Source organism: Pseudonocardia sp. KRD291 (genome assembly GCF_019263595.1).
Classification (GTDB): domain Bacteria; phylum Actinomycetota; class Actinomycetes; order Mycobacteriales; family Pseudonocardiaceae; genus Pseudonocardia.
The window spans coordinates 1-23,492 of record NZ_JADQDD010000068.1 but is presented as its reverse complement, the minus strand read 5'-3'; the positions used below and the strand labels follow the sequence as shown (position 1 = coordinate 23,492).

The 23,492-nt window shown below is 71.2% G+C and carries 23 protein-coding genes and 1 pseudogene; 20 read left to right on the top strand and 4 right to left on the bottom strand.

The window, feature by feature from the left end; translation table 11 throughout:
* The 3 genes from I4I78_RS12290 to I4I78_RS12280 form a co-directional block, all read left to right on the top strand.
* Positions 1-203 (top strand): ferredoxin (locus I4I78_RS12290; protein WP_255567115.1); only part of this gene is annotated, 203 nt, incomplete at its 5' end.
* A 151-nt stretch (positions 204-354) separates the two neighbouring features.
* Complete coding sequence (locus I4I78_RS12285; RefSeq protein ID WP_218611412.1) at positions 355-519, top strand: ferredoxin; 165 nt, start codon at positions 355-357, stop codon at positions 517-519.
* An 83-nt stretch (positions 520-602) separates the two neighbouring features.
* Positions 603-1,163 (top strand): TetR/AcrR family transcriptional regulator, encoded by a 561-nt coding sequence (locus tag I4I78_RS12280; protein WP_218611411.1) that lies wholly within the window; start codon positions 603-605, stop codon positions 1,161-1,163.
* A 363-nt stretch (positions 1,164-1,526) separates the two neighbouring features.
* Here the strand turns inward: I4I78_RS12280 and I4I78_RS33820 are convergent, their stop codons facing one another.
* Positions 1,527-2,750 carry a cytochrome P450 gene (locus I4I78_RS33820; RefSeq protein ID WP_218611410.1) on the bottom strand — a complete coding sequence of 408 codons (1,224 nt, stop codon included), beginning with the start codon at positions 2,748-2,750 and terminating at the stop codon, positions 1,527-1,529.
* Positions 2,751-2,830: 80 nt separating this feature from the next.
* Positions 2,831-3,688, bottom strand: a complete 858-nt coding sequence (locus tag I4I78_RS12270; RefSeq protein ID WP_218611409.1) for a PaaX family transcriptional regulator C-terminal domain-containing protein — start codon at positions 3,686-3,688, stop codon at positions 2,831-2,833.
* Between the two features lie 126 nt (positions 3,689-3,814).
* On the opposite strand from I4I78_RS12270, the gene I4I78_RS12265 reads away from it, so the two are divergent.
* The 11 genes and pseudogenes from I4I78_RS12265 to panC all read left to right on the top strand — a co-directional run bounded on the left by I4I78_RS12265 (position 3,815) and on the right by panC (position 15,194).
* Entirely contained in the window at positions 3,815-5,353 is a 1,539-nt protein-coding gene (locus tag I4I78_RS12265; protein WP_218611408.1) for a class I adenylate-forming enzyme family protein, read from the top strand.
* Positions 5,354-5,378: 25 nt separating this feature from the next.
* Positions 5,379-6,131 carry an SDR family NAD(P)-dependent oxidoreductase gene (locus tag I4I78_RS12260; protein WP_218611407.1) on the top strand — a complete coding sequence of 251 codons (753 nt, stop codon included), beginning with the start codon at positions 5,379-5,381 and terminating at the stop codon, positions 6,129-6,131.
* A 37-nt stretch (positions 6,132-6,168) separates the two neighbouring features.
* Positions 6,169-6,384, top strand: coding sequence for a hypothetical protein (locus I4I78_RS12255; protein ID WP_218611406.1), 216 nt, complete (start codon positions 6,169-6,171; stop codon positions 6,382-6,384).
* A gap of 95 nt (positions 6,385-6,479) precedes the next feature.
* On the top strand, positions 6,480-8,411 hold the full coding sequence (locus tag I4I78_RS12250; RefSeq protein WP_308252054.1) for an NAD(P)/FAD-dependent oxidoreductase: 1,932 nt from the start codon (positions 6,480-6,482) through the stop codon (positions 8,409-8,411).
* A complete protein-coding gene (locus tag I4I78_RS12245) occupies positions 8,408-9,418 on the top strand; it encodes a Rieske 2Fe-2S domain-containing protein (protein ID WP_218611405.1) in 1,011 nt (336 codons plus the stop codon). The genes I4I78_RS12250 and I4I78_RS12245 overlap by 4 nt, the downstream gene beginning before the upstream one ends.
* A complete protein-coding gene (locus I4I78_RS12240) occupies positions 9,415-11,064 on the top strand; it encodes an AMP-binding protein (RefSeq protein ID WP_218611404.1) in 1,650 nt (549 codons plus the stop codon). Before I4I78_RS12245 ends, I4I78_RS12240 begins: the two co-directional genes overlap by 4 nt.
* Positions 11,061-11,945, top strand: coding sequence for an SDR family NAD(P)-dependent oxidoreductase (locus I4I78_RS12235; RefSeq protein ID WP_218611403.1), 885 nt, complete (start codon positions 11,061-11,063; stop codon positions 11,943-11,945). Before I4I78_RS12240 ends, I4I78_RS12235 begins: the two co-directional genes overlap by 4 nt.
* 41 nt (positions 11,946-11,986) lie before the next feature.
* Positions 11,987-12,613: a TetR/AcrR family transcriptional regulator gene (locus I4I78_RS12230; RefSeq protein WP_218611402.1), complete on the top strand. Its 627-nt coding sequence runs from the start codon at positions 11,987-11,989 to the stop codon at positions 12,611-12,613.
* An 83-nt stretch (positions 12,614-12,696) separates the two neighbouring features.
* Positions 12,697-13,191: pseudogene (locus I4I78_RS33815) on the top strand (flavin-containing monooxygenase); the annotation flags it as partial.
* Positions 13,192-13,537: 346 nt separating this feature from the next.
* A complete protein-coding gene (locus I4I78_RS33810; protein WP_218611416.1) occupies positions 13,538-14,245 on the top strand; it encodes a hypothetical protein in 708 nt (235 codons plus the stop codon).
* A 70-nt stretch (positions 14,246-14,315) separates the two neighbouring features.
* Entirely contained in the window at positions 14,316-15,194 is an 879-nt protein-coding gene (gene panC / locus I4I78_RS12215; RefSeq protein WP_308252053.1) for a pantoate--beta-alanine ligase, read from the top strand.
* A gap of 314 nt (positions 15,195-15,508) precedes the next feature.
* On the opposite strand, the gene I4I78_RS12210 is transcribed toward panC, so the two are convergent.
* Positions 15,509-16,279, bottom strand: coding sequence for an SDR family NAD(P)-dependent oxidoreductase (locus I4I78_RS12210; protein ID WP_218611400.1), 771 nt, complete (start codon positions 16,277-16,279; stop codon positions 15,509-15,511).
* Between the two features lie 107 nt (positions 16,280-16,386).
* Between I4I78_RS12210 and I4I78_RS12205 the strand changes: the two genes are divergently transcribed.
* The 6 genes from I4I78_RS12205 (at position 16,387) to I4I78_RS12180 (ending at position 22,674) form a co-directional block, all read left to right on the top strand.
* Positions 16,387-17,196 carry an enoyl-CoA hydratase-related protein gene (locus I4I78_RS12205; RefSeq protein WP_218611399.1) on the top strand — a complete coding sequence of 270 codons (810 nt, stop codon included), beginning with the start codon at positions 16,387-16,389 and terminating at the stop codon, positions 17,194-17,196.
* An 11-nt stretch (positions 17,197-17,207) separates the two neighbouring features.
* A complete protein-coding gene (locus I4I78_RS12200) occupies positions 17,208-18,371 on the top strand; it encodes an acyl-CoA dehydrogenase family protein (RefSeq protein WP_218611398.1) in 1,164 nt (387 codons plus the stop codon).
* Entirely contained in the window at positions 18,368-19,450 is a 1,083-nt protein-coding gene (locus tag I4I78_RS12195; protein ID WP_218611397.1) for an acyl-CoA dehydrogenase family protein, read from the top strand. The genes I4I78_RS12200 and I4I78_RS12195 overlap by 4 nt, the downstream gene beginning before the upstream one ends.
* A 1-nt stretch (position 19,451) precedes the next feature.
* Positions 19,452-20,201, top strand: a complete 750-nt coding sequence (locus I4I78_RS12190) for an acyl-CoA dehydrogenase family protein (RefSeq protein WP_218611396.1) — start codon at positions 19,452-19,454, stop codon at positions 20,199-20,201.
* Between the two features lie 114 nt (positions 20,202-20,315).
* Positions 20,316-21,386 (top strand): CaiB/BaiF CoA-transferase family protein, encoded by a 1,071-nt coding sequence (locus I4I78_RS12185; RefSeq protein ID WP_308252052.1) that lies wholly within the window; start codon positions 20,316-20,318, stop codon positions 21,384-21,386.
* 211 nt (positions 21,387-21,597) lie between these two features.
* Positions 21,598-22,674, top strand: a complete 1,077-nt coding sequence (locus I4I78_RS12180) for a zinc-binding dehydrogenase (RefSeq protein WP_218611395.1) — start codon at positions 21,598-21,600, stop codon at positions 22,672-22,674.
* 130 nt (positions 22,675-22,804) lie between these two features.
* Here the strand turns inward: I4I78_RS12180 and I4I78_RS12175 are convergent.
* A partial coding sequence (locus I4I78_RS12175; protein ID WP_218611394.1) for an SDR family NAD(P)-dependent oxidoreductase occupies positions 22,805-23,492 on the bottom strand: 688 nt, incomplete at its 5' end.

Genomic DNA, 23,492 nt, shown 5'->3' with positions numbered 1-23,492 from the left:
AGGAAGGACCGCTGTTGAAGGTGCACATCGATACCACGCGTTGTACCGGCCACGGCATGTGCGAGCTCGCTGCCGAGGATGTCTTCGAGGTCGGTGACGACGGCACAGTGCACCTGCTGACCGACCCGAACGACGACCAGCGCCTCGAGGTCGAGCAGGCCGTGGCCACCTGCCCCACCCGCGCGCTGACGATTGACGGATGAACTGGCTCGAGGGTCACCGAACCGCCGCCACCGCGCTCCGCGCACGAGCTGATCCGAGGCAATTTCATCAACCAGCTCAAGCGTCTGCCCTGGCGGCTCGACCTCGACCGGCTGTCGTGCACGTCGACCACCACGACGAACGGAACAAGCAATGCGTATCCGTCTCGATGTCGACTCCTGCACCGGTCATGGCATCTGCGAGGCCCTCGCTGAGGACATCTTCGACGTCAACGGCAATGTCGACCTCTCGGACACCACCCGCGGTGAGGACCGCCGCGAAGCGTTCACCCAGTGCCCGGCTCGGCCCTACGTCTAACCGACGTGCCAGGAACCGGTGATCGGCCGAACGAGCCGGCACACGCACGCGCTGCGGCTCAGCGGGTATCGCGCCGTGATTATGTGGAGGCGGGCCTGGAGATCCTGGTCGCCGACGGCCCGGCCGGCCTCACGATCGCCGCACTGTGTGCGTCGCTCGGCACGACGAACGGATCCTTCTACCACCATTTCGGCAACCTGCACGGCTACACGAAGGCTGTGGGACATCGTTGGGAGACCCGGCACGGATACGAGGCGCGGGCCTTCAGCCGGTCAGAGGGGACGCCGAACACCAGGCTACTGCGCCACCACGCCGCCATGCTGGCGCTCGACCACGACATCGACGCCGTCGTACGGTCTTGGGCCGCGACCAACCCCATCGTGGCAGCGGCCCAGCAACGGGTGGACGAACTGTGGCACGCCGCCCTGTTCGCGCTGCTCCATGACCTCGTCGGCAATGCGGGGACCGCCCGGCGGCTCGCCGTACTCGGTCGCTCGGTGGTCATCGGATACCAGATGATCGCCACGGTCCGTCACGACGGCGAGCTCGACGCGCTTCTCATCGACTTCGAGGACCTCGTCCGCGACTACTGCCCCACCGGCAAGGCGCACCCTGAGGAGATCCCACACGAACTCTGCCCCTGAGCGCCTCGGCCGTCGGGATCCTGAACCGCCCGGGTTCAGTGAAGGATGGTGCGCCCCATGGCCAGCCTCGGACCTGACGTGGGTGACCGTCAGCGGGGGCGACCCCGCTACGGGACGAGTCCGCCGCGTTCGCGACGCACCTCTGCGAGGTCGGCGTCACGCACGAGCTCGTGGTGCCCGACGGCGCCTCGCACTCGCTCCTGCAGCTCCCGACTCACCCATGTACGACGACGGACTCACCGTGATCCGGGGCTTCCTGGGTCGACACGGCCTTCTCATCGTGGCACCGGCGAGCTGACCAGGTACCCGCCGAGGCGGGACGGCGAACGAGGCCGAGGACGCCCCGCGACGGCGCCCGTGCGGTCAGGTCCCGACAGACACCGGGAGCTCCCGGACGGCCCTGGTAAGAATCTGCGGCTCCCAGCTCAAGTCGTCGGTCGCCAACGCGAGATCGGGGAACCTGCCCAGCAACGCCGGGACCGCGATCCGGGTCTCGAGCCGGGCCAGCGCCGCCCCGAGACAGAAGTGCAGGCCCTGACCGAAGGAGATGCCCGGTCGCCCTGGGGAGCGGTCGAGACGCAGATCGTCCGCGTGATCGTAGACCGTGGGGTCCCGGTTGGCCCCGGCCACGGACAGGTAGACGGTCTGGCCCTGCTCGAGGGTCATCCCCCCGCGCTCGTGGGTCCGGGCTGCGACCCGGACCATGGTCTTGACCGGTCCGTCGAAACGGATCAGCTCCTCGACGGCCGTGTCGATGGTCTCCGGCCTGTTGCGTAGGAGTGACGCTTGGTCGGGGTGGCGCATCAGGGCCAGCGCGGAGTTCGCCAGCAGGTTGGTCGTCGTCTCGTGGCCGGCGAACAGCAGCAGCGTGCAAGCGCCCACGAGCTCCAGATCGCTCAGATCGCCGGCTCCCTCTTCGGCCTGCGCGGCGAGCAGCGCGCTGACCAGGTCATCGCCCGGGTGCTCTCGGCGGTGGCGGACCAGCCAGCTGAAAAAGTCGACGAACTCGGCACTGCCCTCGGCCGCCCGGGCGTCGCGCTGCGGGTTGTCGGACTCACCGAACACGATCGCTGCCAGCTTGGCCGACCAGTCCTTGAAGCGGTGCCGCTCGGCGCCCTTCACCCCCATCAGGTCCGCGATGACCAGGGCAGGCAACGGGAACGCGAACTCGGCCTTGAGGTCGCAGGTGCCCCGTTCGGCGATCCCGTCGAGGAGCTCGGCAGCGATCCTGTCGATCCCGGGCGCCAGCCGCTGGACCTGACGCGGTGTGAACGCGCGCCGCACCGGGTTGCGCAGCAGGGCGTGGCGTGGCGGGTCGTGGAACACCATCCAGCCGCGCAGGACGTCGAAGGTGGTACCTAGGACGGCGGCGCGGTCGGGGGTGAGCCGGGCCCAGTACGGGGTCAACCGGTCGGAGGAGAGACGCTCGGCGTCCAGGAACCCCTCGGTCACCCCGTCGTACCCGGTGACGACCCAGGCCCGGTGAGTGTCGCTCCAGAGCACCGGGCCGCGGTCCCTCAGTGCCGCGAACATCGCGTGCGGATCGGCGACCGCGCCGGCGGTCAGCAGATCGATGGAGGCAGCCACCGGCACAACCTACGACATTTTGGCAGCGACAGACAAGCAGATGTCGTATGTCAGCCGCTGCGCCCTTGAACCGGTCAGCCCTAGCTGAGCGCGCCGAGCCATTCCGCGGCGACGCGGTGGTCGGCGTCGTGGCGGCGGAAGAACAGGTCCCGGGCATCGTGACCGGGCCAGCGCGCGGGCAGCAGTTCGGCCGGCAACACTGGGTCGCGCAGCGCGAACTCCCGCCAGCGGTGCACCATCCGGGTCTGCTCGGTGAAGACGACCGCGGGCTCACGCTCCTCGCGCAGGTCGGAGAACTCGGCGACGAATGCGGCGTAGTCGCGGGCCAGGCCACCCAGGTCCCAAGCCCGGTTCACCACCTCGAACTCGGAGCCGAGGCCGCCGATCCGGCCGACGACCGACACTGCGCTGGCGGTGATACCCAGCTCATCCAACACCTGCCGGGCAGCCTTCTCCGAGCCCACCCGCGGGGAGATCCAGACGCCTTGCCCGAGCGGCCCGAAGCCGGCCCAGCGCAGCCGCGTGCGCAACCGGTGCCGCAGATCGCGCCGGGACTCGGGCACGGAGGTGACGAGCACGGTCCAGTCGCCGTCCCAGGCGGTCGGATGCCGCCCGGCCCGGTAGACGGACTCCGCGGACTCCGCGAAGTGGCCGGCGGCACGAGAGGTCAGCCGCCACAGGGTCCGGCGACCGTGACGCTCGGCGACGAGCCAGCCGTCCCGCGCCGTCCGCGTCAAGGCCTGTCGGGCCGCTCGCTCCTCGACCCCCAGCCGACCCATCGCCGCGACGACACCCGCGGTCCACAGCGCCGCACCCGGATCCCGGAGGTACTCACCGATGACGGTGAACAGCAACGATCGGGCACTTCCCGATGCGCGGCGGACCCCGCTCCCGTTCCACCCGCCGCCCGCCTGAGCCTGCCCGCTGCGCGTGTCCATCGCACTCCCCCAACGATCGTCGGACCCCTGCGCCCGGGCATACTAACGACGGCTTTCTACGACATTCTGTTGACGGCCGTCTCATGGTCGAGCACACTCGACCTCCGACGAGGAGGCCGATGACCGATGGACGTCCGGGGCCTGATGCGACGCTCGGCGCAGCACTACGCCGAGCGGACCGCGGTGGTCTCCGGCGACCGGCGGCTCACCTACGCAGAGGCCTGGACCCGCGGGCTGCGGCTCGCCAACGGCCTGCTCGCGCTCGGCCTGGATCCGGGCGACCGGGTGGCGGTGCTGGAGGACAACAGCGTCGAGGCACAGGACATGTACGCGGGGGCCGCAGCGGCCGGGCTCGTCCGCGTCCCGCTCTACGCTCGCGACGCCAGGCGTGCGCACGCCGACAACATGGCCGGAACGGGCTGCCGGGCACTGGTCGTCGCGCAGCGCTACCTGCCCGACGTCGCCGGGCTGGTCGACGAGCTACCCGACCTCGAGCACGTGATCGTCCGCGACGGCGGCTACGAGGACTGGCTGGCCGCACAGCCCGACAGCGACCCCGACCCGCGGATCGAGCCGGACGACTACTTCATCATCCGCCACACCGGCGGCACCACCGGCCGGGCGAAGGGCGTCGCGAACACGCACCGCACCTGGCTCGCCTCGGGTCGGGACTGGACCTACAACCTACCCCCGGTACAGGTCGGTGACGTCTGCATGCACGTCGGTCCGATCTCGCACGGCTCGGGCTATCTCTACCTCCCGATGTGGTTGCAGGGCGTCGTCAACGTCCTGCTACCGGCCGCGGACCCGGGCGAATGCCTGGAGGCGATGGAACGCGAGAGAGTCGGGTACATGTTCTGCGTGCCCGCGCTGCTCGGCGCCCTCGCCCGGCACCCGGACGCGCGCCGTCGCGACTTCTCGGCGCTCAAGGTCATCCTGGTCGCCGGCGCTCCGATCTCCGACGCCACCGCCCTCGCCGCCCGCGACCTCTTCGGCCCGGTGCTCTACCAGCTCTACGGCCAGACCGAGGCGTTGCCGGCATGCGCGATGGGACCGCAGGAGTGGTTCTCGACGGTCGAAGGCTCCAACCCGCTGCGGTCGGCGGGACGACCGCTGCCGTTCGCCGAGCTGGAGATCCGGGGTCCCGACAACGAGCCGTTGCCCGCCGGGCAGGAGGGTCAGATCGCGATCCGCTGCGAGGGGCAGATGACCGGCTTCTGGAACGACCCTGAGAAGACCGCCGCCCGTCTGGTGGACGGCTGGGTGCTCTCGGGCGACGTCGGCACCATGGACGCCAACGGCTACCTCTACGTGCTCGACCGGATGGACGACATGATCATCTCGGGCGGTTTCAACATCTGGCCCGCCGAGCTGGAGAACGTGATCGCCTCCCATCCCGCGGTGCGCGAGGTGGCCGCCTTCGGCGTCCCGCACGAGCGATGGGGCGAGACCCCGATGGCCGTCTGCGTCACCGACCCCGGGGCGGCGGTGACCGAGCAGGAGATCATCGACCTCGCCGCCCGTGCCCTGGGCTCCTACAAGAAGCCGAGCCGGGTGGAGTTCCGCACCGAGGAGCTACCCAAGAGCCCGGTGGGCAAGTTGCAGCGCAAGGCTCTGCGCGAGCCGCACTGGGCGGACATGGAACGCCGCGTCTCCGGCGTCTGAACCCGGGCCTACGGACAGGAGCAGCATGGATCTCGGACTTGACGGACGCGCGGCGCTGGTGACCGGAGGGGCTCGCGGGATCGGCTACGCGATCAGCGCCCTGCTCGTCGCCGAGGGGGCGCGGGTGGCCGTCGCCGACATCGACGCCGACGGCGCGCGGGAGGCGGCGGCCAACCTCGTATCCGCCGGTGGCACTGCGGTCGCGGTCACCGGCGACGTCGGCGACCATGCGGCCTCCGCCGCCATGGTCGCCGACGCGGAGCAAATGATCGGCCCGATGGACGTGCTGATCAACAACGCCGGCATGTGGATCGTGAAGCCGTTCACCGAGACCGGCCCGCAGGACTGGGCCCGCGAGTTCGGGGTCAACACCCACGGCGTGCTCAACATGACCCATGCGGTACTGCCCGGCATGATCGCGCGCCGTCGAGGGTCGGTCGTCACCATCACCTCGGAGGCCGCCAGGGTCGGCGAGCCCCGCACCGCCGTCTACTCCGCGGCCAAGGCCGCAGTGATCGGGTTCAGCAAGGCCCTGGCCAAGGAGGTCGGACGACACGGCGTCCGGATCAACTGCGTGGCCCTCGGCACCACCCGCACCCCGCAGTCAGAGGCGAAATTCGCCCCCGAGCTGTGGGACCGCATCGCGAAGGCCTACCCGCTCGGCCGAACCGGCGAGCCCGAGGACGCGGCCGCCGCAGTCGCGTTCCTCGCCGGCGACTGCGCGTCCTGGGTGACGGGGCAGACCTACGGCGTCAACGGCGGATACGCAATGCCATAGGGCGACACCGGACCCGGCGAGGTTGACGGGAGGCGACATGACGATCGAGATGGACCACGAGTGGACACCATTTCCGGTGGTGACTCCCAACATCTACCTGGTCGACTGGCGGGTCGAGGACCGCTGCGCGCTCATCGTCTACGGCGTCGCCGCCGAGCGCGACGCCGCGCTCGACGTGCTGGCCTCCGACGATGCCGGGGAGGGTGCCTCGGCCTGCCTGCAGCGCCGCCCGCCCCGGTTCCTCGGGCGGTGACGACAGTGCGGCCGCTGGGAAACCCGCGATACGTTGACCACCATACCGACCGGTCAGTATGGTGGCGCTGCACCAACGCCGCCGATGGAGTCGCCGTGACCGAGCAACTCGCCCCTGTCGTGGACCGGTCTCGCCTGCGGACCATCGCCGAGGCCGGCAACATCCCCACTCTGCTGATGGTGCTGCACCACCTGACCGGTGACGGCCGTTGGCTCGAGCCGCCGTACCGGCCCGGCCGCAACCGTGGCCTCGGCGCGAACGACTCCGGCGGGCTGCCCGACGAGCGGCGTCGCGAGGTCCTCGACGCGGTCACCGACGCCGTGATGGCCTGGTACGACGGGACGCCGGTGGCCGTTCCCGACCCGTCGACAGCCCTGCTGACCGAAATGTTCGGGGTGGCGATGGGCGAGCCCGTCCCCCAGGAGTACGGCCGGCTCGCCGCGGCCGAGCTCGGCGCCCCGGCCCGGACACCGCAGCCGCATCCATCCGCCGGAACCGGCCAGTCGGTGGTCATCGTCGGCGCCGGGGTGTCCGGGATGACACTGGCCGTGGCTCTGCGCGAGGCGGGCGTGCACCACGTCGTCGTGGAGCGGAGCGAGGATGTCGGTGGTACCTGGCTGACCAACTCCTACCCGGGCTGCGGCGTGGACACGCCCAGCCACCTGTACTCGTTGTCGTTCTTCCCGCGGGCCTGGTCGGGCCACTTCGGCAAGCGCGACGAGCTCGCCAGCTACCTCGCCGACCTCGCCGACCACTACGACCTGCGGGAGGACATCCTCTTCGGCACCGAGGCCGTCGATGCGCGCTACGAAGAGGACGCGCAGCGGTGGACCGTGCGGGTCCGCGACCGGGACGGAGTGCAGCGCGAGCTCAGCGCCGACATCCTGGTCACCGCCGCCGGGCTGTTCGGCGTCCCGACCGTGCCCGACCTCCCGGGACTGGACGAGTTCCGCGGGACCGTCGCGCACTCCACCCGCTGGCCCGCCGACCTCGACGTCACCGGCAGGCGAGTCGCCGTCGTCGGGACCGGGGCCAGCGCCATGCAGACCGTGCCGGCGATCGTCGACCGGGCCGCCTCACTGACGGTGTTCCAGCGCTCACCGCAGTGGACAGCGCCCGCGGAGGGGTACTTCGAGCCCATCGACGACGACGCGCGGTGGCTGTTCGAGAACCTGCCGTTCTACCGCACCTGGTACCGGCTGCGCCTCGCCTGGACCTGGAACGACCGCGTGCACCCGTCGCTGCAGACCGACCCCGGCTGGGAGCACCCCGAACGCTCGCTGAACGCCGTCAACGACGGGCACCGGGAGTACTTCACCCGCTACATCCGCTCCGAGCTCGCCGGCCGGCCGGACCTGCAGGCCAAGGCCGTGCCGACATATCCGCCCTACGGCAAGCGGATGCTGCTGGACAACGGGTGGTACCGCGCGCTGACCCGCCCGCACGTCGAGCTCGTCACCGAGCCGATCACCGGCTTCACCGCCGACGCGGTCCGCGACGGCACCGGCACCCTGCACCCAGCGGACGTCGTGGTGCTGTGCACCGGCTTCCAGGTGAACCGGTTCGTGGCGCCGCTGCAGGTGTGCGGGCGCGGCGGGACGGACCTGCGCGAGGTGTGGGGTGACGACGACGCCACCGCCTACCTGGGCATCACGGTGCCCCGATTCCCGAACCTGTTCCTGATGTACGGCCCCAACGTCAACCCGGGGGCGGGCGGCAGCTACATGTTCATCGCCGAGTGCCAGGCCCGCTACATCAGCGACGCCCTGCGCCGGATGCGCGAGCACGGGATCGGCGCACTGGAGTGCCGGGCAGAGGTGCACGACGACTACGTCGCGCGGGTGGATGCGGCCCACGACCGGATGGTGTGGTCCCACCCCGGGATGAGCACCTACTACCGCAACTCCGCGGGGCGCGTCGTCACGAACACCCCGTGGCGCGTCATCGACTACTGGGACATGACCCGCACCGCCGACCTGGCCGACTTCCACGCCGAACCGGCCCGCCACACCGAGGAGAACAGATGAAGGGCTTTCCCTACCCCACTCCCCCCAGCGGCTGGTTCCAGGTCGGGTGGGCCGACGACCTGCAGCCCGGCGGCGTCCGGCGGATGCGCTACTTCGGCCAGGACCTGGTCCTGTTCCGCGGCACCGACGGCGCCTACCGCACGATCGAGGCCTACTGCGGGCACCTCGGCGCCGACCTCGGCGCCGGCGGCACCGTCCGCGGCGACGACCTCGTGTGCCCGTTCCACGGCTGGGCGTGGGACGGCGAGGGCCGCAACGTCGACATCCCCTACAGCGCCCGCCCCGTGAAGACGTGCCTACGCAGCTACCCGACCCGGACCGCCAACGGAGTCCTACTGGTCTGGCACCATCCGGATGGCCTGTCGCCGTCCTGGGAACCCCCCACACTGCCCGAGTTCGAGCACCCCGATTACCTGCAGGCCCAGCCACACGCGGTCAAGCTGTGGGCGGGCGTGACATTCCAGCCACAGGTAGTCGCCGAGAACACCGTCGATCCGATGCACTTCCACTACGTGCACCGTGCACCGAGGTCCACGGCGATCGAGAAGTTCGAGACCGAGGGCCCCTATGCCTACATCCTGCACGAGTACCCCTACGGCCGTGAGGGTGCCGAGCTGACGCCCGGCGGCACCATCGCGGGCCGCCTGGAGATCGAGGCGTGGGGGGTCGGACTGATCTGCTTCCGGATGATGGACTACGTCGAGGCCGCTCAGTTCGTCTGCTCCACACCGATCGACGCCGAGACCTCCGACGTCTTCTTCTCCATGTGGCAGAAGCGCGGACCCGACGCCGTGCCCGGGTCCCCTCCCGACCACCGCGAGCAACGCGTGTTCGAGGAGCAGATTCGTCAGACGGAGATGGACTTCCCGATCTGGTCCAACATGCGCTACACGCTGCGGGCGCCGATCGTGCGCGAGGAGTCGCCCACGTACCAGAACTTCCGCAAGTGGTCCCGCCAGTTCTACGTGCCCGCCGAGGTCGAGGTGGCCCAGGGGGCAGCGCTGTGACCGGGACCTACGACGCCGAGCTCGCGACCAACCTCATCCAGCGCGCGTGCGTCGGCGACGTCCTCACCCGCACGACGGCCCGGTTCCCCCACCGGACAGCAGTGGTCGACGGCGACGTCGTCCTCACCTACCGCGCGCTCAACGACGCGGTCAACCAGGTGGCCCGATCGTTGCTGGCCTCGGGCCTGCAGCGCGGCGACGTGGTCGGGGTGGTGTCGCGCAACCACTGGGTCATCCCGGTCACCTACCTCGCCGCGGCCAAGGCCGGGCTGGTCTACCTGCCGCTCAACGTCGCGCTGACCACCGACGAGATGTGCTTCATGCTCCACGAGGCCGAGGCCGCCGTCCTCGTGGCCGAAGAGGCGTTCTCCGATCACACGCGGGCGCTGCTGGAGGCGTTGCCGGCGGTGCGCGCGCTCTACGTCGTCGACGATGGGCCGCCTCACGACACGCAGCCGGTCGGGGGGACCACCGAACGGGTGGCCCCGTTCGCCGGCCTGATGACAGGCCCCACCGCCGAGGTGGAGGTGCTGGTCGAGAACGCCGACACTCTGCAGCTGCTCTACACGTCCGGCACCACCGACCGCCCCAAGGGGGTGGCCACGAGCCACCTCGCGGTGTTGATCAGCGGCCTGTCCACGGCGCTGGCGATGCAACTGGAGCACATCGACGTGACGCTGTCGGTGATGCCGCTGTTCCACACCGGCCAGCTCAACGCGATGTGGCTGCCGCACCTGTTCGTGGGCGCTTGCACCGTCATCTCGCGCAGCTACGACCCGGACGCCGCGCTCGATGCCGTCGCCGACCACGGCATCACCACGACGCTGATGACCGGCCCGATGTGGGTGGGCCTGCTCGACCAGCCCGGCATCGGCGACCGCGACCTGTCCACCGTGCGCCTGTGCGTGATCGGCGCGGCAAGCTTGTCACCGGAGCGCGTCGCGGTCCTCGCCTCCCGGTTCCCGAACGCGCAGTGCCGGTTGATCTCCGGTCAGACCGAGTTCACTCCGGTCAACGAGATCCAGCGTCCCGAGCACGCCCACACCAAGACCACGTCCTGGGGCGCACCGGCGGTGACGATGGGGATCGCGGCGATGGACGAAGAGGGCCGCCTGCTGCCGCCGGGCGAGCTGGGTGAGCTGGTCTACCGGGGCCCCCAGGCGATGACGGGGTACCTCAAGAACCCCGAGGCGACCGCCGACGTGTTCCGTCACGGCTGGTTCCACACCGGCGACCTCGGCTGGGTCGACGAGGAGAACGTGGTCTGGTTCGTCGACCGCCGCAAGGACATCATCAAGACCGGCGGGGAGAACGTCGCCTCGCTCGAGGTCGAACTGGCGGTCGCCGGACACCCCGCGGTGGCCGAATGCGCCGTCGTCGGGCTGCCGCACGAGCGCTGGACCGAGGCCGTCACCGCATTCGTACGGTGCAGTGCCGGTGCCGCCGTGTCCACCGGGGAGATCGTGACGCACTGCCGGGACCGGCTCGCCGGGTTCAAGGTCCCCAAAGCCGTCATACTGCTCGACGAATTGCCCCGCTCGTCCTCAGGCAAGATCCAGAAGTTCCATCTGCGGGCCGAGTACGCCGAGCTCTATGCGGGCGAGGCCGGCGTGGTCGCTCCGTCGGCGCCGGTGACGACCCCGTGAGCCGGTTGGCCGGCAAGGTGGCGGTCGTGACCGGCGGGGCCAGCGGCATCGGGCTGGCCACCGTGCTGCGTTTCTGCGCGGAGGGGGCGCGGGTGGTCGGGGTCGACCTCAACGCCGAGAGCGGAAAGGCCATGCTGTCCGCTGCGGGCGACGCCGGGGTCGCGGACGCGGTCCGCTTCGTCGCGGCCGACGTCGCCAACGAGGACGACGTCGTCGCCGCGGTGGGCACGGCGGTGGCGGAGTTCGGCTGGCTCGACGTCATGTTCAACAACGCCGGCGTCGGTGGAGCGTTCGGACCGGTCACCGACATCGAGGTGCAGGACTGGGACTACACCTTCGCGGTGCTGGCCCGGGGGGTGTTCCTGGGCACCAAGCACGCGGCCCGCGTCATGATCGAGCAGGGTGGCGGCGGGTCGATCATCAACACCGCCTCGGTCGCCGGCCTGTCTGGCGGCGCCGGACCGCAGGCCTACTCGTCGGCCAAGGCCGCAGTGATCAACCTGAGCCGGTCGATCGCGGTCGAGCTGGCCACTCACCGCATCCGGGTCAACGCGATCTGCCCGGGAGTCATCCTCACCCCGCTGCTCCATCAGGGCCGGGAGGAGCAGATGCGCGAGCTGCTGCCCAGCGTTCAGCCGTGGCCCGACCACGGCTGCCCCGAGCACATCGCGGGCACCGCCCTGTTCCTCGCCAGCGAGGACTCGGAGTTCGTGTCCGGGCAGGCGATCTCCGTCGACGGGGGCCTGACGGCCATCGGCCCGGATCTGGGCAACCGCCTGCAGACGCGGCCGGGCGACGCCGGCATGGTCGGGGTCAACCGCGGCCAGACCGGTGTCCGATCGCAGATCCGCCGGCGGGTCGGCGACCCGACCCCGGGATGAGCCCAGAGGTCCCGGCGTCGGCGCTGGCTAGCATCCCGCCCATGCCCACCGCATCCGCTCCCGGCTCCCGTCCCGCGTCGTCCCGCGGGGGGGCGTTCGACGCCATCGTCACCGCGGCCGTGGACTGCTTCTACGAGAAGGGGTACGAGGCGACGTCGGTCCAGGAGGTCGTGGAACGGGCCCGGGTGAGCAAGGGATCGTTCTACCACCACTTCGCGGCGAAGGAGGATCTACTGCTACTCATCCACGACGCCTTCATCGACAGCCAGCTCGAGATGCTGCGGGCAGCCGCGTCGGCCGGCCGGTCGCCGCGCGAGACCCTCGCTCAGCTGATCGAGGAGAACCTGGTCGGCGCCGAGCGTTTCCAGCGCTACCAGACCATCTTCTTCGAGCAGCGCCGCTTCCTGTCCGAGGACCGGTTCGTCGAGGTCAAGAAAAAGCGCGACGAGTACGAGCAGCAGGTCGTCACGATCCTGGAGGCGGGCATCGCGGACGGATCGTTCCGTCCCGTGGCCTCGGCCCGGGTCCTGGCCTTCGGCATCATCGGCATGTCGGCCTGGGCCTACCAGTGGTACCGCACCGGGCCGATGGCGGCCCGCGACATCGGTCGCATGTACGCCGAGGTCGTCCTCGACGGGCTGAACCGGCCCCAGCAGACCCGGCAGTGAGCACCGTGCCCGGAACCGCCCCCGTTACCCCCCGACGTCGACGTCGACGTCGACGTCGGGGGGCCGGTTTCGCCGGTCTCTACATGCTGCACCGGGTGCGTGACGTGCTCGGCCTGCGGGCCGTAGTGATCGAGGCGGCGGACGGGGTCGGCGGCACCTGGTACCTCAACCGGTACCCGGGAGCGCGCTGCGACTCCGAGAGCTACGTGTACTGGTACTCCTTCTCCGAAGAGCTGCTGCAGGAGTGGGAGTGGAGCGGCAAGTACCCGCGCCAGCCGGAGATCCTCGCCTACCTCGAGCACGTCACCGAGCGCTTCGACCTGCTGCGTGACATCCGCCTCGGCACCCGCGTCGAGGCCGCGCGGTACCACGACGCGGACGGCACGTGGCGGGTGGAGACCGGCTCCGGTGACGCCGTCATCGCCCGGTTCCTCGTCACCGGGCTGGGTCTGCTCGCCGCCGCCCCCTACACGCCCGACATCCCGGGCCTCGACACGTTCGCCGGCGAGTGCCATCACACCGGACGCTGGCCACACGAGGCCGTGGACCTCGAGGGCAGGCGGGTCGGCGTGATCGGCACCGGCTCCACCGGCGTGCAGGCCATCCCGGTGATCGCCGAGCACGCCGCGCACCTGCACGTGTTCCAGCGCAGCCCACAGTTCGCGGTGCCCGCGGGCACCACACCGTCGACCGTGCGGTGCTGGCGGAGATCAGGGCCGACTACGACGCGATCTGGGCGAGGGCCAAGTGGTCGCTCAGCGGCTTTCCCTGGCAGCACAACGGCCGCTCGGCCCTGGACGCCACCTCCGAGGAGGTGCGGGAGACCTTTGAGGAGCTGTGGGGCCAGGGCGGGTTCCGGTTCGTGTTCGGCTCCTACCGCGATCTCTCACCGACATCAGGACCAACGACCTCGCCGCCGACTTCGTGCGGCAGAAGATCCGCGAGACCGTGTCCGACCCGGAGACGGCCGCGAAGCTGACGCCGACGGACCATCCGTTCGGCGGACGGCGGCCGATCATCGACACCGACTACTTCGAGACCTACAACCGCGACGACGTGACGCTCGTCGACCTGCGGGAGTCGCCGATCGAGGAGGTGACTCCGCAGGGCATCCGGACCACCGCCGGGGAGGTCGAGCTCGACGTGCTCGTCCTCGCGACGGGTTTCGACGCCGTGACGGGACCGTTCACAAGGATCGACATCACCGGTCGCGGCGGCCTGACGCTGCGTGACGCGTGGGCCGACGGGCCGAGCACCTACCTGGGGCTGGCTGTCGCCGGGTTCCCCAACATGTTCACCATCACCGGTCCCGGCGCCACCTTCGGTAACCTGCCGGTGTCCATCGAGCACCACGTCGAGTGGATCGCCACCTGCATCGAGGACACCCTGCGACGCGACCTCGCCGTGGTCAAGGCCGGGTACGAAGCGCAGCGCCGGTGGGCGGACCACGTACGGGCCCAGGCCGAGCGCATCGTGGCCGGGCCGTCCGGGTCCTGGTACGACGGGGCGAACATCCCCGGCAAGGCGCGCAGGCCCCTGTTCTTCTTCGGCAGCTTCGGTCTCTACCGCCGTACGTGCGAGGATGTCGCGGCGAACGGCTACGAGGGGTTCGACCGGCACCGAACGGCCTGACCGTCCCCGCCGGATCTGCGCGCCTCCCCCGATACGCCGTCCGGCCGGCGAGGCTCGACGAGGAGGACCAGTGGACGGCACCTGGGCACCCGAGAACCGCACCGTGGGCGAGCCGGAGGTCCACCGCAGCCCCGAGGACCTCGCAACGGCGGTGCGGGACCTGCGCGCGACCGGTCGCCGCATCGCGTTCGTGCCGACGATGGGCGCCCTGCACGCCGGGCACCGCGAGCTGATCCGACAAGCCCGGCGGGCCGGCGGCGACACCGCGGCGGTCGTGTCGATCTTCGTCAACCCACTCCAGTTCGGGGCGGGTGAGGACCTCAGCCGCTACCCCCGCCCGCTGGAGGCCGACCTCGACGCGTGCCGGGACGAAGGCGTCGAGCTAGTGTTCCTGCCTGGGGTCGCGGACATGTACCCCGAGGGTGCGGACACCACGGTCGTGCCGGGTCCGCTGGGCGCGCAGCTGGAGGGTGCCGTCCGGCCCGGTCACTTCGCCGGGGTGCTCACCGTCGTCGCGAAGCTGTTCCACATCGTCGCTCCGGACCTCGCGTACTTCGGGGAGAAGGACTATCAGCAGCTCGCGCTGATCACCCGGATGGTGCGTGACCTGAACTTCCCGCTGTCCGTGGTGCCCGTACCCACCGTCCGCGAGCCGGACGGCCTGGCCCTGTCCAGCCGCAACGTGTACCTCACCCCGGCCGAACGATCCCGCGCCACGAGGCTGTTCCGCGCGCTGACGGCGGGCGCCGTCGCGGCCGCGGACGGTCCGGCCGCGGTGCTCGACGCCGCACGGGCAGTGCTCGAGCGGGACGGCGGGCTCCCGGTGGACTACTTGGAGCTGCGCGGCGCCGCGCTGGACGTCACCCCGGGGCCGGGCCCCGCCCGGCTGCTGGTGGCCGCACGGCTGGGCACGACCCACCTCATCGACAACGTCGGCCTGCACCTGTAGCAACGTGGCGGCACCGGTTCACCCGGGTCCGGCGCGACGTACTCGGCGATTCAGTAGATCACCGGTGTGCGCGGGCCTCGGTCCTTGTGCGACGGGTGCTCGAGCACCGGCACGGTGCGGTGTGGTGCGCGGCCCTCCGCGCCATGCCAGCTCGGCCGCAAGCGCGTCCAGGTCCGCCCGTCCAGGTTCGTGGGCCAAGACGTCGTTGAGGAACGCCGTGTCTCCTCGGTGAGGTCATGACCGAGCAGCGGACGGCGCCGTGTCTGGAGGTGTCGAGACTGGTCCGGTACAGCTGAGCGTCCCTCGGCGGCACGTCAGCTCATCGTCAGTCCTCCACTGGCGGACAGCGTCTGCCCGGTGATGTAGCCGGCCGCGTCCGAGGCGAGGAACACCACGGCCGGGGCGACGTCGTCGGGCGTGCCCATCCGCCGCATCGGCACTGCCTTGGTCATCGCGGCGATGATGTTTCCGGAGCGCTCACCGGCGGTGATCTGGCGCAGCAGCGGGGTGTCGGTAGGCCCGGGGCAGACCGTGTTGGCCGAGATGCCGTACTTCGCGAACTCCCGCGCGATGGTCTTGGTGAAGCCGATGACGCCGCTCTTGGCCCCGGAGTACACCGACTCCATCGACGAGCCCACGCGGCCGGCGTCGGAGGCGATGTTCACCACGCGGCCGTACCGGGCCTCGACCATGGCCGGCAAGGTGGCCCGCAGCACCCTGATCGGGCCGTTCAGGTTGATCTCCAGCACCTTATGGGTGAACTCCTCGTCGGTCTCCAGGAACGGCTTGAGCTCGTCCCAGCCCGCCACGTTGACCACGATGGCCGGAGCGCCGAGCCGTTCGGTGGTCTCGGCGACCGCCGCCGCCACGGAGTCGGGGTCGGTCACGTCGAGCGGGACGCCGATGCCGTCGATGTCGGCGGCCACCTTCTCGGCCGCCTCTCGCGACAGGTCGGCGACGGCGACGGTACGGCCCGCCGCCGCGAGCTGCCGACAGATAGCGGTGCCGATACCCCCGGCGCCGCCGGTCACGAATGCGACCCGGCGGGCGTCACCGTCGGCGGATGGTCCGTCTACACCGGTCATGTCGTCTCCTCAGCGTCATCGGTGGGCCGGGCGAGTGGTGGACTTTGCCCCCACGACATCCCTACGATCCTGGTAATCATCATACCCGACAAGGGAGGCGCCGGATCATGACCGCAGCGGTCGAGGAGTACTCCGACATCCTGTACGAGGTCAAGGACGCGATCGCACGGGTGACCATCAACCGGCCCGACAAGCTCAATGCGTTCACCCCGCACACGGTCAAGGAGCTCGCACACGCGATCTGGCGGGCGGGCGCGGACAACCAGGCCGGCGTCATCGTGCTGACCGGCGCGGGCGAGCGCGCGTTCTCCGCGGGCGGCGACGTGAGCGTCGAGAACGAGGACACCTTCCGCGCGGGCGACGACTCGTTCGACAAGCTGATGAAGGAGCTCTACCGCGCCTTCCGAGAATGCCTCAAGCCGGTGATCGCCCGCGTCGACGGCTACGCCATCGGCGGCGGCCACCACATGGCCTACGTCACCGACTTCACGGTCGCCTCGGACCGTTCGGTGTTCGGTCAGAACGGCCCGCGCGTGGCCAGCCCGGCGGAGGGCTGGCTGGTCAGTCACCTGTGGACGGTCGTCGGAATGAAGCGGGCGAAGGAGATCTGGATGCTCTGCCGCCGCTACACCGCGCAGCAGGCGCTGGACTGGGGCCTGGTCAACGCCGTCGTGCCCGCCGACGAGCTCGACGCAGAGGTCGAACGCTGGTGCGCGGAGCTGCTCGCGCTCAGCCCCACCGTGCTCAAGCTGATCAAGAAGTCGTTCGACGACTCGACCGCGCACATCCGCGAGGAGCAGGAGCGGTTCACGATCCTCAACCAGGTCAACCCCGGCTTCTTCGCCTCCGGCGAGCAGACCGAGGGCTCGCAGGCCTTCATGGAGAAGCGCAAGCCCGACTTCTCGCCGTGGCGCTGAGCATGCCCACGATGTCGTCGACGACCGCGACGATCCGGCTGCCCGACGCCGGGCTGCCGCCGGCGGCCGAGGCGCTGCGGGGCGAGGTCCGTGAGTTCCTCCGGGTCGAGCGCGATCGCGGCACGATCCAGAGCACCAGCGACGCCTGGCTGGCCGGCTTCGACGCCGGATTCTCCGGCAGGCTCGGCGACCGCGGCTGGCTGGGAATGACCTGGCCGCGCCGCTACGGCGGCCACGAGCAGCCGTCGTTGCACCGCTTCGTGGTGATCGAGGAACTGCTCGCGGCCGGGGCGCCGGTGGTCGCGCACTGGGTGACCGACCGGCAGAGCGGGCCGGCGCTGCTCCGCTACGGAACCGAGGAGCAGCGCCGGCGGTTGCTGCCGGAGATGGCGCGGGGACGGTCCTTCTTCGCCATCGGGATGAGCGAGCCCGACAGCGGATCGGACCTGGCCTCGGTGCGGACCACGGCGCGGCGCGACGGTGCCGGGTGGCGGTTGAACGGGACGAAGGTCTGGACCAGCCAGGCACACCACTGCGACTACATGATCGCGCTGTGTCGCAGCTCGCCCCGCGACGACGATGCCCGCCACGACGGGCTGAGCCAGTTCATCGTCGACCTGCGGTCGCCGGGGCTGACCATCTCCCCGATCCGGCTGCTCGACGGCGAGCACCATTTCAACGAGGTCCTCCTCGAGGACGTGTTCGTGGGTGACGACATGGTCCTCGGCGACGTCGGCTCCGGGTGGAGTCAGGTCACCTCCGAGCTGGCCTTCGAGCGCAGCGGTCCGGAGCGGTTTCTGTCCACACTCCCGCTGCTGGTCGCACTCGTCCGAGTTGCCGACCCTGACGACCGGCGCCAGGCGGTGGCGATCGGGCAGCTGGTCGCCCAGCTCTGGACATTGCGCAGGCTCTCGGTGCAGATCGCCGCAGCGCTGGACCGCGGGGAGGCTCCCGACGTCGCCGCCGCACTGGTCAAGGACCTCGGCACGACGCTGGAGAACGAGATCATCGACGTCGCGCGCTCCGTGGCCCCGACGGAGCCGAGCGCCACCGCCGCCGACCCGTTCGCCCGCGAACTTGCCCGCGCCGTGCTGCACGCGCCGGGGTTCACACTGCGCGGAGGCACCAACGAGGTGCTGCGCGGCATCGTGGCCCGCAGGTTAGGGCTGCGATGAACGCGGGGTCGCCCGATGACCGGGCGCTGCTGGAGCGAACCGTCGGCGAGATCATGGCCGACCACTGCCCGCCCGAGATCGTCGCCGCCGCCGAGGGCTCCTGGGACGAGCCGCTGTGGGCCGCGCTGGCCGAGGCCGGCATGTCCACGGTCGGGGTGCCCGAGCACCTCGGCGGGTCCGGCGGGGAGCCGGCCGACGCGGCGGCCGTGCTGCGCGTGGTCGCCGCGCACGCCGGACCGGTGCCGCTGGCCGAGGCGCTGTTCCCGGTCGCCGCCGGGTGCGCGGTGTCCGGGCTGGCGTTCCCGGAGGGGCCGAGTACGGTCGCGGTCGGGCCCGGGCTGACGATCCGGCGGACCGCGGCGGGGGTGGTGCTGGACGGGACCGCGCCGCGGGTGCCCTACGCCAGGTTCGCCAGCCGCATCCTGGTGGCCGGCGACGGCGGGGGTGACCATCCCGAGCTGGTCGCGTTGCTCGACCCGGCGCATCTCACCCTAGCCATCGGTGACAACCTGGCCGGCGAACCACGTGACGACCTGGTCGCGGCCGGTTCAGAGATCTCCACCTCCGACGTCGCGGAGGTCCCGGCGGGCACCGCCGCGCAGCTCCACCGGCTGGGGGCGCTGGCCAGGGCGGTGCAGATTGCCGCCGCCCTGGGCATGGTGCTGGAGCTGACCGTGCGCTACGCCGGGCAGCGCGAGCAGTTCGGTCGTCCGATCGGCCGGTTCCAGGCCGTCGCCCACCAGGTCGCGGTGCTCGCGGGCCTAGCGGCCGCGGCCGGTGCGGCCGCAGACGCGGCCGTCGCCTCGCTCTCGCGCAGCTCGGACCCGGCCGGCCACAGGCTCGCAGTCGCTGCCGCGAAGGCCCGCACCAGCGCGGCGGCCGGCCCGGCGGCGCGCATCGCCCACCAGGTACACGGCGCCATCGGCTTCACCCAGGAGCACCGCCTGCACCACCTGACGCGGCGGCTGTGGTCGTGGCGCGAAGAGTTCGGGTCCGACGAGCACTGGGCCGCCGAGCTCGGACGCGCGGTGCTCACCGCCGGTCCGGACGAGCTCTGGCCGACGATCACGAGGATCTGAGGTGGACCTCGCCTACTCCCCCGCGCAGGCGTCCGACGACGACGAGCCGGTGATCACCGGACAGAAGGTGTGGACCTCGATCTCGGCGTCCGCACAGTGGATGTTCGCGCTGGTCCGCTCGGATCCGCGACGGCGGCACCGGGGCCTGCCCTTCGCGGTGATCGCCATGGACTCCCCCGGTGTCGAGCTGCGTCCGATCCGCCAGCTGCACGGCGAGCCGAGATTCTCCGAGGTGTTCCTCACCGGGGTCCGGGTGCCGCTGGCCGATGTCGTCGGCGAGGTCGGGCACGGCTGGGCGGTGCCCATGGCCACGCTGGCGGAGATGGCGGCCCGGATCTTCGCCGGCACCGGCGAGGTGCCGCGCAACATCATCTCCGAGTACGTGCTCGGCCTGCCGAGGGCAGCCTCGGTGGATCTCGACCTGACCCCGGACCAGGGCTCCCTCGCCGAGAGACGCACTCCTTCCTGTCCGCGCAGTGCCGCCGTCCCGGGTCCGCGCCGCCACGCAGCTGCTCGCCGACCACCCGCTGGCCACCGCGGCCACCGCGGTGGCCGCCTCCGATTCCGGGCGGGCGGCCAGCGAGCACCCCTGCAGTGCCACGGCGGCATCGGCTTCGCCTGGGAACACGACCTGCACCTGTGGCTCAAACGCGGCAAAGCGCTCGAGCCGGCCTGCGGGGCCCCGGCCGCACACCGGGCACGGCTGGCCACGACCCTGCTCGACTGCTCCTCCACCGACCGCACCACGTGAGGACCACGACATGACCGCAGGCACGGGCCCGCTCGCCGGCGTCCGGGTGCTCGACCTCTCGGCGCTGGCGCCGGGCCGTTCGCGACGACACTGCTCGGCGATCTCGGTGCCGACGTGATCACCATCGAGGCGCCGCCGTCGGCGCGCCCGGGCAGCGGGGTCGCCGATCTCGGGGTGCACGGGGGCCGGGAGGCGCGGCGGCTGGGCCTGAACCCGCTGCACCGGTCGCGGCGCTCGATCGTGGTGAACCTCAAGAAGCCTGCCGGCCTGGACATCGCGCTGCGGCTCGCCGCGCGCAGCGACGTGTTCGTCGAGGGGTTCCGCCCGGGCGCCTGCGACCGGCTCGGGCTCGGCTACCGCGCGCTCTCGGCCACCACCCCCGGCCTGGTGTACTGCTCACTGACCGGATACGGCCAGGACGGCGAGCTCGCCCAGCACGCAGGCCACGACCTCAACTACATCGCCGAGTCCGGGCTGCTCTCGGTCAGCACCCGCCCGGGCCAGAAGCCGGGGATCCCGCTGAACATGGCGGCCGACTACGCCGCGGGCGGGCTGCTCGCCGCGTTCGGCATCCTCGCCGCGCTGACCGGGCGGGCCGCCACCGGTCGCGGCACCCACGTCGACGTGTCGATGTACGAGGGCCTGCTCGGGCTGATGCAGGTGGCCCCGTCGTGGACCGCGGCCGGCGCGCCCGACCCGTCCTGGGGCGGCGGGCTGCTCTCCGGCGCGGTGCCGTTCTACGACTGCTACCGCACCGCCGACGACCAGTGGATCTCGGTCGGCGCGTTGGAGCCCAAGTTCTTCGCGAACCTGTGCGCCGCACTCGAGCGGCCCGACCTGATCGACCGACAGCACGACACGTCCCGGTGGGACGAGATGCGGGCGGTGTTCACCGAGGCCTTCGCCGGCGCCCCACTCGCCACCTGGCTCGACCGGCTCGGCGATGTCGACACCGCGGTAGCGCCGGTGCGGTCGTTGGCCGACGCCTTTACCACCGCACACGCCCGGGGAGTGCTGCCCGCGCCCGGCCAGGTGGGCCCGATCCCCCGGCTCCGCGGCTGGACCGCCACCGCGGGCCCGGTCGTGACGCACGCCGGAGCACACACCCGACAGGTGCTGGCTGAGCTGGAGATCGAAGGCGAGCACATCGACGAGCTGATCGCGACCGGCGTGGTCGCGGAATGACCGACGGGGCACAGGGAGAAACGGTGGAGGTAGATCTCGAGGTCGGCGGCGGTGTCCAGGTACTGATGCTGAACGCACCGGAGCGACGCAACGCGCTGAAGCCGCAGCTTCCAGATGGAGACGGCCCGCCGGCGGACGATTGGGACGCGGCGGTTCAGACCGAGCGGGCACCACAGATGTGGTCGATGCGCAGGCGAAGCGGAGGACGATGATGACCACGACATCCACGACGGTCAACCGGACCTGGTCGAAGACCGGTATGGGCAAGCTGGAGCTGCGCGAGGCCCCGGTCCCGGAACCCGGGTCGGACGAGGCCGTGCTGCGCACCCGGCTCGCCACCGTGTGCGGCTCGGATCTGCACATGCTGCACGAGTTCCCGATGCCCCGCGGCGTCGAGCAGGTCGGGATGGGCCACGAGGCGGTAGGCACCGTCGCCGCGCTCGGCGAGAACGTCCGCGGGTTCGCCGTCGGCGACCGCGTGGTCGCGTCCTGCGTCGTCGGCTGCGGCGAGTGCGGCAACTGCCTGCGCGGGCAACTGCAGGCCTGCCTCGTCCTGGGCAAGGTGCCGGGCATCTCCAACGCCCTGGCCGGCTGCCAGGGCGACTACTTCGTCGTACCGCGCGCGACCATCAACATGGCGAGGGTGCCCGAGGGCTTGTCCGACGAGCGCGCCCTCTTGGCGGGCGACGTCTTGTCCACCGGGTTCTCCGCGGTCGAGCGCGCGAAGGTGGAGACCGGCGACACGGTCGCGATCTTCGCCCAGGGGCCCGTCGGGCTCTGCGCCACCGCGGGCGCCCGGCTGCACGGTGCTGGTCTCGTGATCGCGGTGGAGGGGGTACCGGAGCGCGCCGAGTTGGCGATGCGGCTCGGCGCCAACGTCGTGGTCGAGCCCGAGGGTGCGGTGGCCCGCATCCGGGAGCTGACCGGCAAGCGAGGCGTGGACGTCGCGATCGAGGCGCTCGGCCGACAGGAGACCTTCGCCGCGGCGCTGGAGTGCACCCGCCTGGACGGCACCGTGTCCAGTGTCGGGGTCTACGCGGCGCACCGCAGCCTCGACGTCCCGGTCGGACTCGGGTTCTACCAGCGCAAGATCGTCACCAGCCTCTGCCCGTCCGGAAGCGATCGCCTGCGCCGGCTCTTTGCGCTGGCCGAGCACGGTCCGGCCGACCTGTCGCAACTGTTCACCCACCGGATGCCGCTTTCGGCCACCGACGAGGCGTACGAGCTGTTCGGCTCCCGCCGGGACGGCGTGGTCAAGATCGCTCTGCTGCCCGGTGGGGGGTCGTGAAGGACCACCGGTGCAGTGGGTCACGCGCCGGCGGGCGGCGCGACCGGTCCGCCGGCACGGGGCGCGACGCCTCCGATCCAGATGTTCACTCCGCCGGGGGAGTCCGACGGGCCTCGTGCCGCGTCGGCAGTCAGGCGGATCCGGACCGGCGGGCGACGGCGACGGCGGCCTCGCCCTGTTTCGCACCGACCATGTCGGCGATCCCGTCCCAGCGATCGGTCAGGGTGTCGTCCGTCGGCGGTTCGGCGAAGTCCACCCCGAGCGACTCCACGACCCGCACCCGGCTGAAGTGCGGCCCGTTGACCCGCACGATCTCGGCGGTGAGGTCACACTCCTCGGTGCACAGCCAGCCCACTGCCGCCGACACCCAGGCCGGGTCGAGGTCGGCGGAGGCATCGAGCAAGCCGTCGGTCATCCGGGTCAGCGCGACCGGGGCGACCGAGTTCACGCGGATGCCGTAACGCGCGCCCTCGAGGGCGAGGGTGTGCATGAGGCCGACAACACCGAGCTTCGCGGCGGCGTAGTTGGCCTGCCCGAAGTTGCCGAACAGGCCGGCACCCGAGGTGGTCATCACCACCCGCCCGTAGCGCTGCTCGCGCAGGTGTGGCCAGGCCGCCCTCGTAACGAACGCCGAGCCGTCCAGGTGCACGCGCACCACGGCCTGCCACTGCTCGGTACTCATCTTGTGGAATGTCGTGTCCCGCAGGATTCCGGCGTTGTTGACCACGATGTGCACGCCGCCGAAGGCCTCCACAGCGGCGGTGACTGCCGCCCGGGCGCCGTCGTCGGTGGAGATGTCGTGGTGGTCCTCCACCGCG

Excerpts from the sequence above, each read along its gene's own strand:
- I4I78_RS12285 (WP_218611412.1), top strand. The coding sequence starts at position 355 with ATGCGTATCCGTCTCGATGTCGACTCCTGCACCGGTCATGGCATCTGC.
- I4I78_RS12270 (WP_218611409.1), bottom strand. The coding sequence starts at position 3,688 with ATGGACACGCGCAGCGGGCAGGCTCAGGCGGGCGGCGGGTGGAACGGG.
- I4I78_RS12265 (WP_218611408.1), top strand. The coding sequence starts at position 3,815 with ATGGACGTCCGGGGCCTGATGCGACGCTCGGCGCAGCACTACGCCGAG.
- I4I78_RS12260 (WP_218611407.1), top strand. The coding sequence starts at position 5,379 with ATGGATCTCGGACTTGACGGACGCGCGGCGCTGGTGACCGGAGGGGCT.
- I4I78_RS12255 (WP_218611406.1), top strand. The coding sequence starts at position 6,169 with ATGACGATCGAGATGGACCACGAGTGGACACCATTTCCGGTGGTGACT.
- I4I78_RS12245 (WP_218611405.1), top strand. The coding sequence starts at position 8,408 with ATGAAGGGCTTTCCCTACCCCACTCCCCCCAGCGGCTGGTTCCAGGTC.
- I4I78_RS12230 (WP_218611402.1), top strand. The coding sequence starts at position 11,987 with ATGCCCACCGCATCCGCTCCCGGCTCCCGTCCCGCGTCGTCCCGCGGG.
- I4I78_RS12210 (WP_218611400.1), bottom strand. The coding sequence starts at position 16,279 with ATGACCGGTGTAGACGGACCATCCGCCGACGGTGACGCCCGCCGGGTC.
- I4I78_RS12205 (WP_218611399.1), top strand. The coding sequence starts at position 16,387 with ATGACCGCAGCGGTCGAGGAGTACTCCGACATCCTGTACGAGGTCAAG.
- I4I78_RS12200 (WP_218611398.1), top strand. The coding sequence starts at position 17,208 with ATGTCGTCGACGACCGCGACGATCCGGCTGCCCGACGCCGGGCTGCCG.
- I4I78_RS12195 (WP_218611397.1), top strand. The coding sequence starts at position 18,368 with ATGAACGCGGGGTCGCCCGATGACCGGGCGCTGCTGGAGCGAACCGTC.
- I4I78_RS12180 (WP_218611395.1), top strand. The coding sequence starts at position 21,598 with ATGACCACGACATCCACGACGGTCAACCGGACCTGGTCGAAGACCGGT.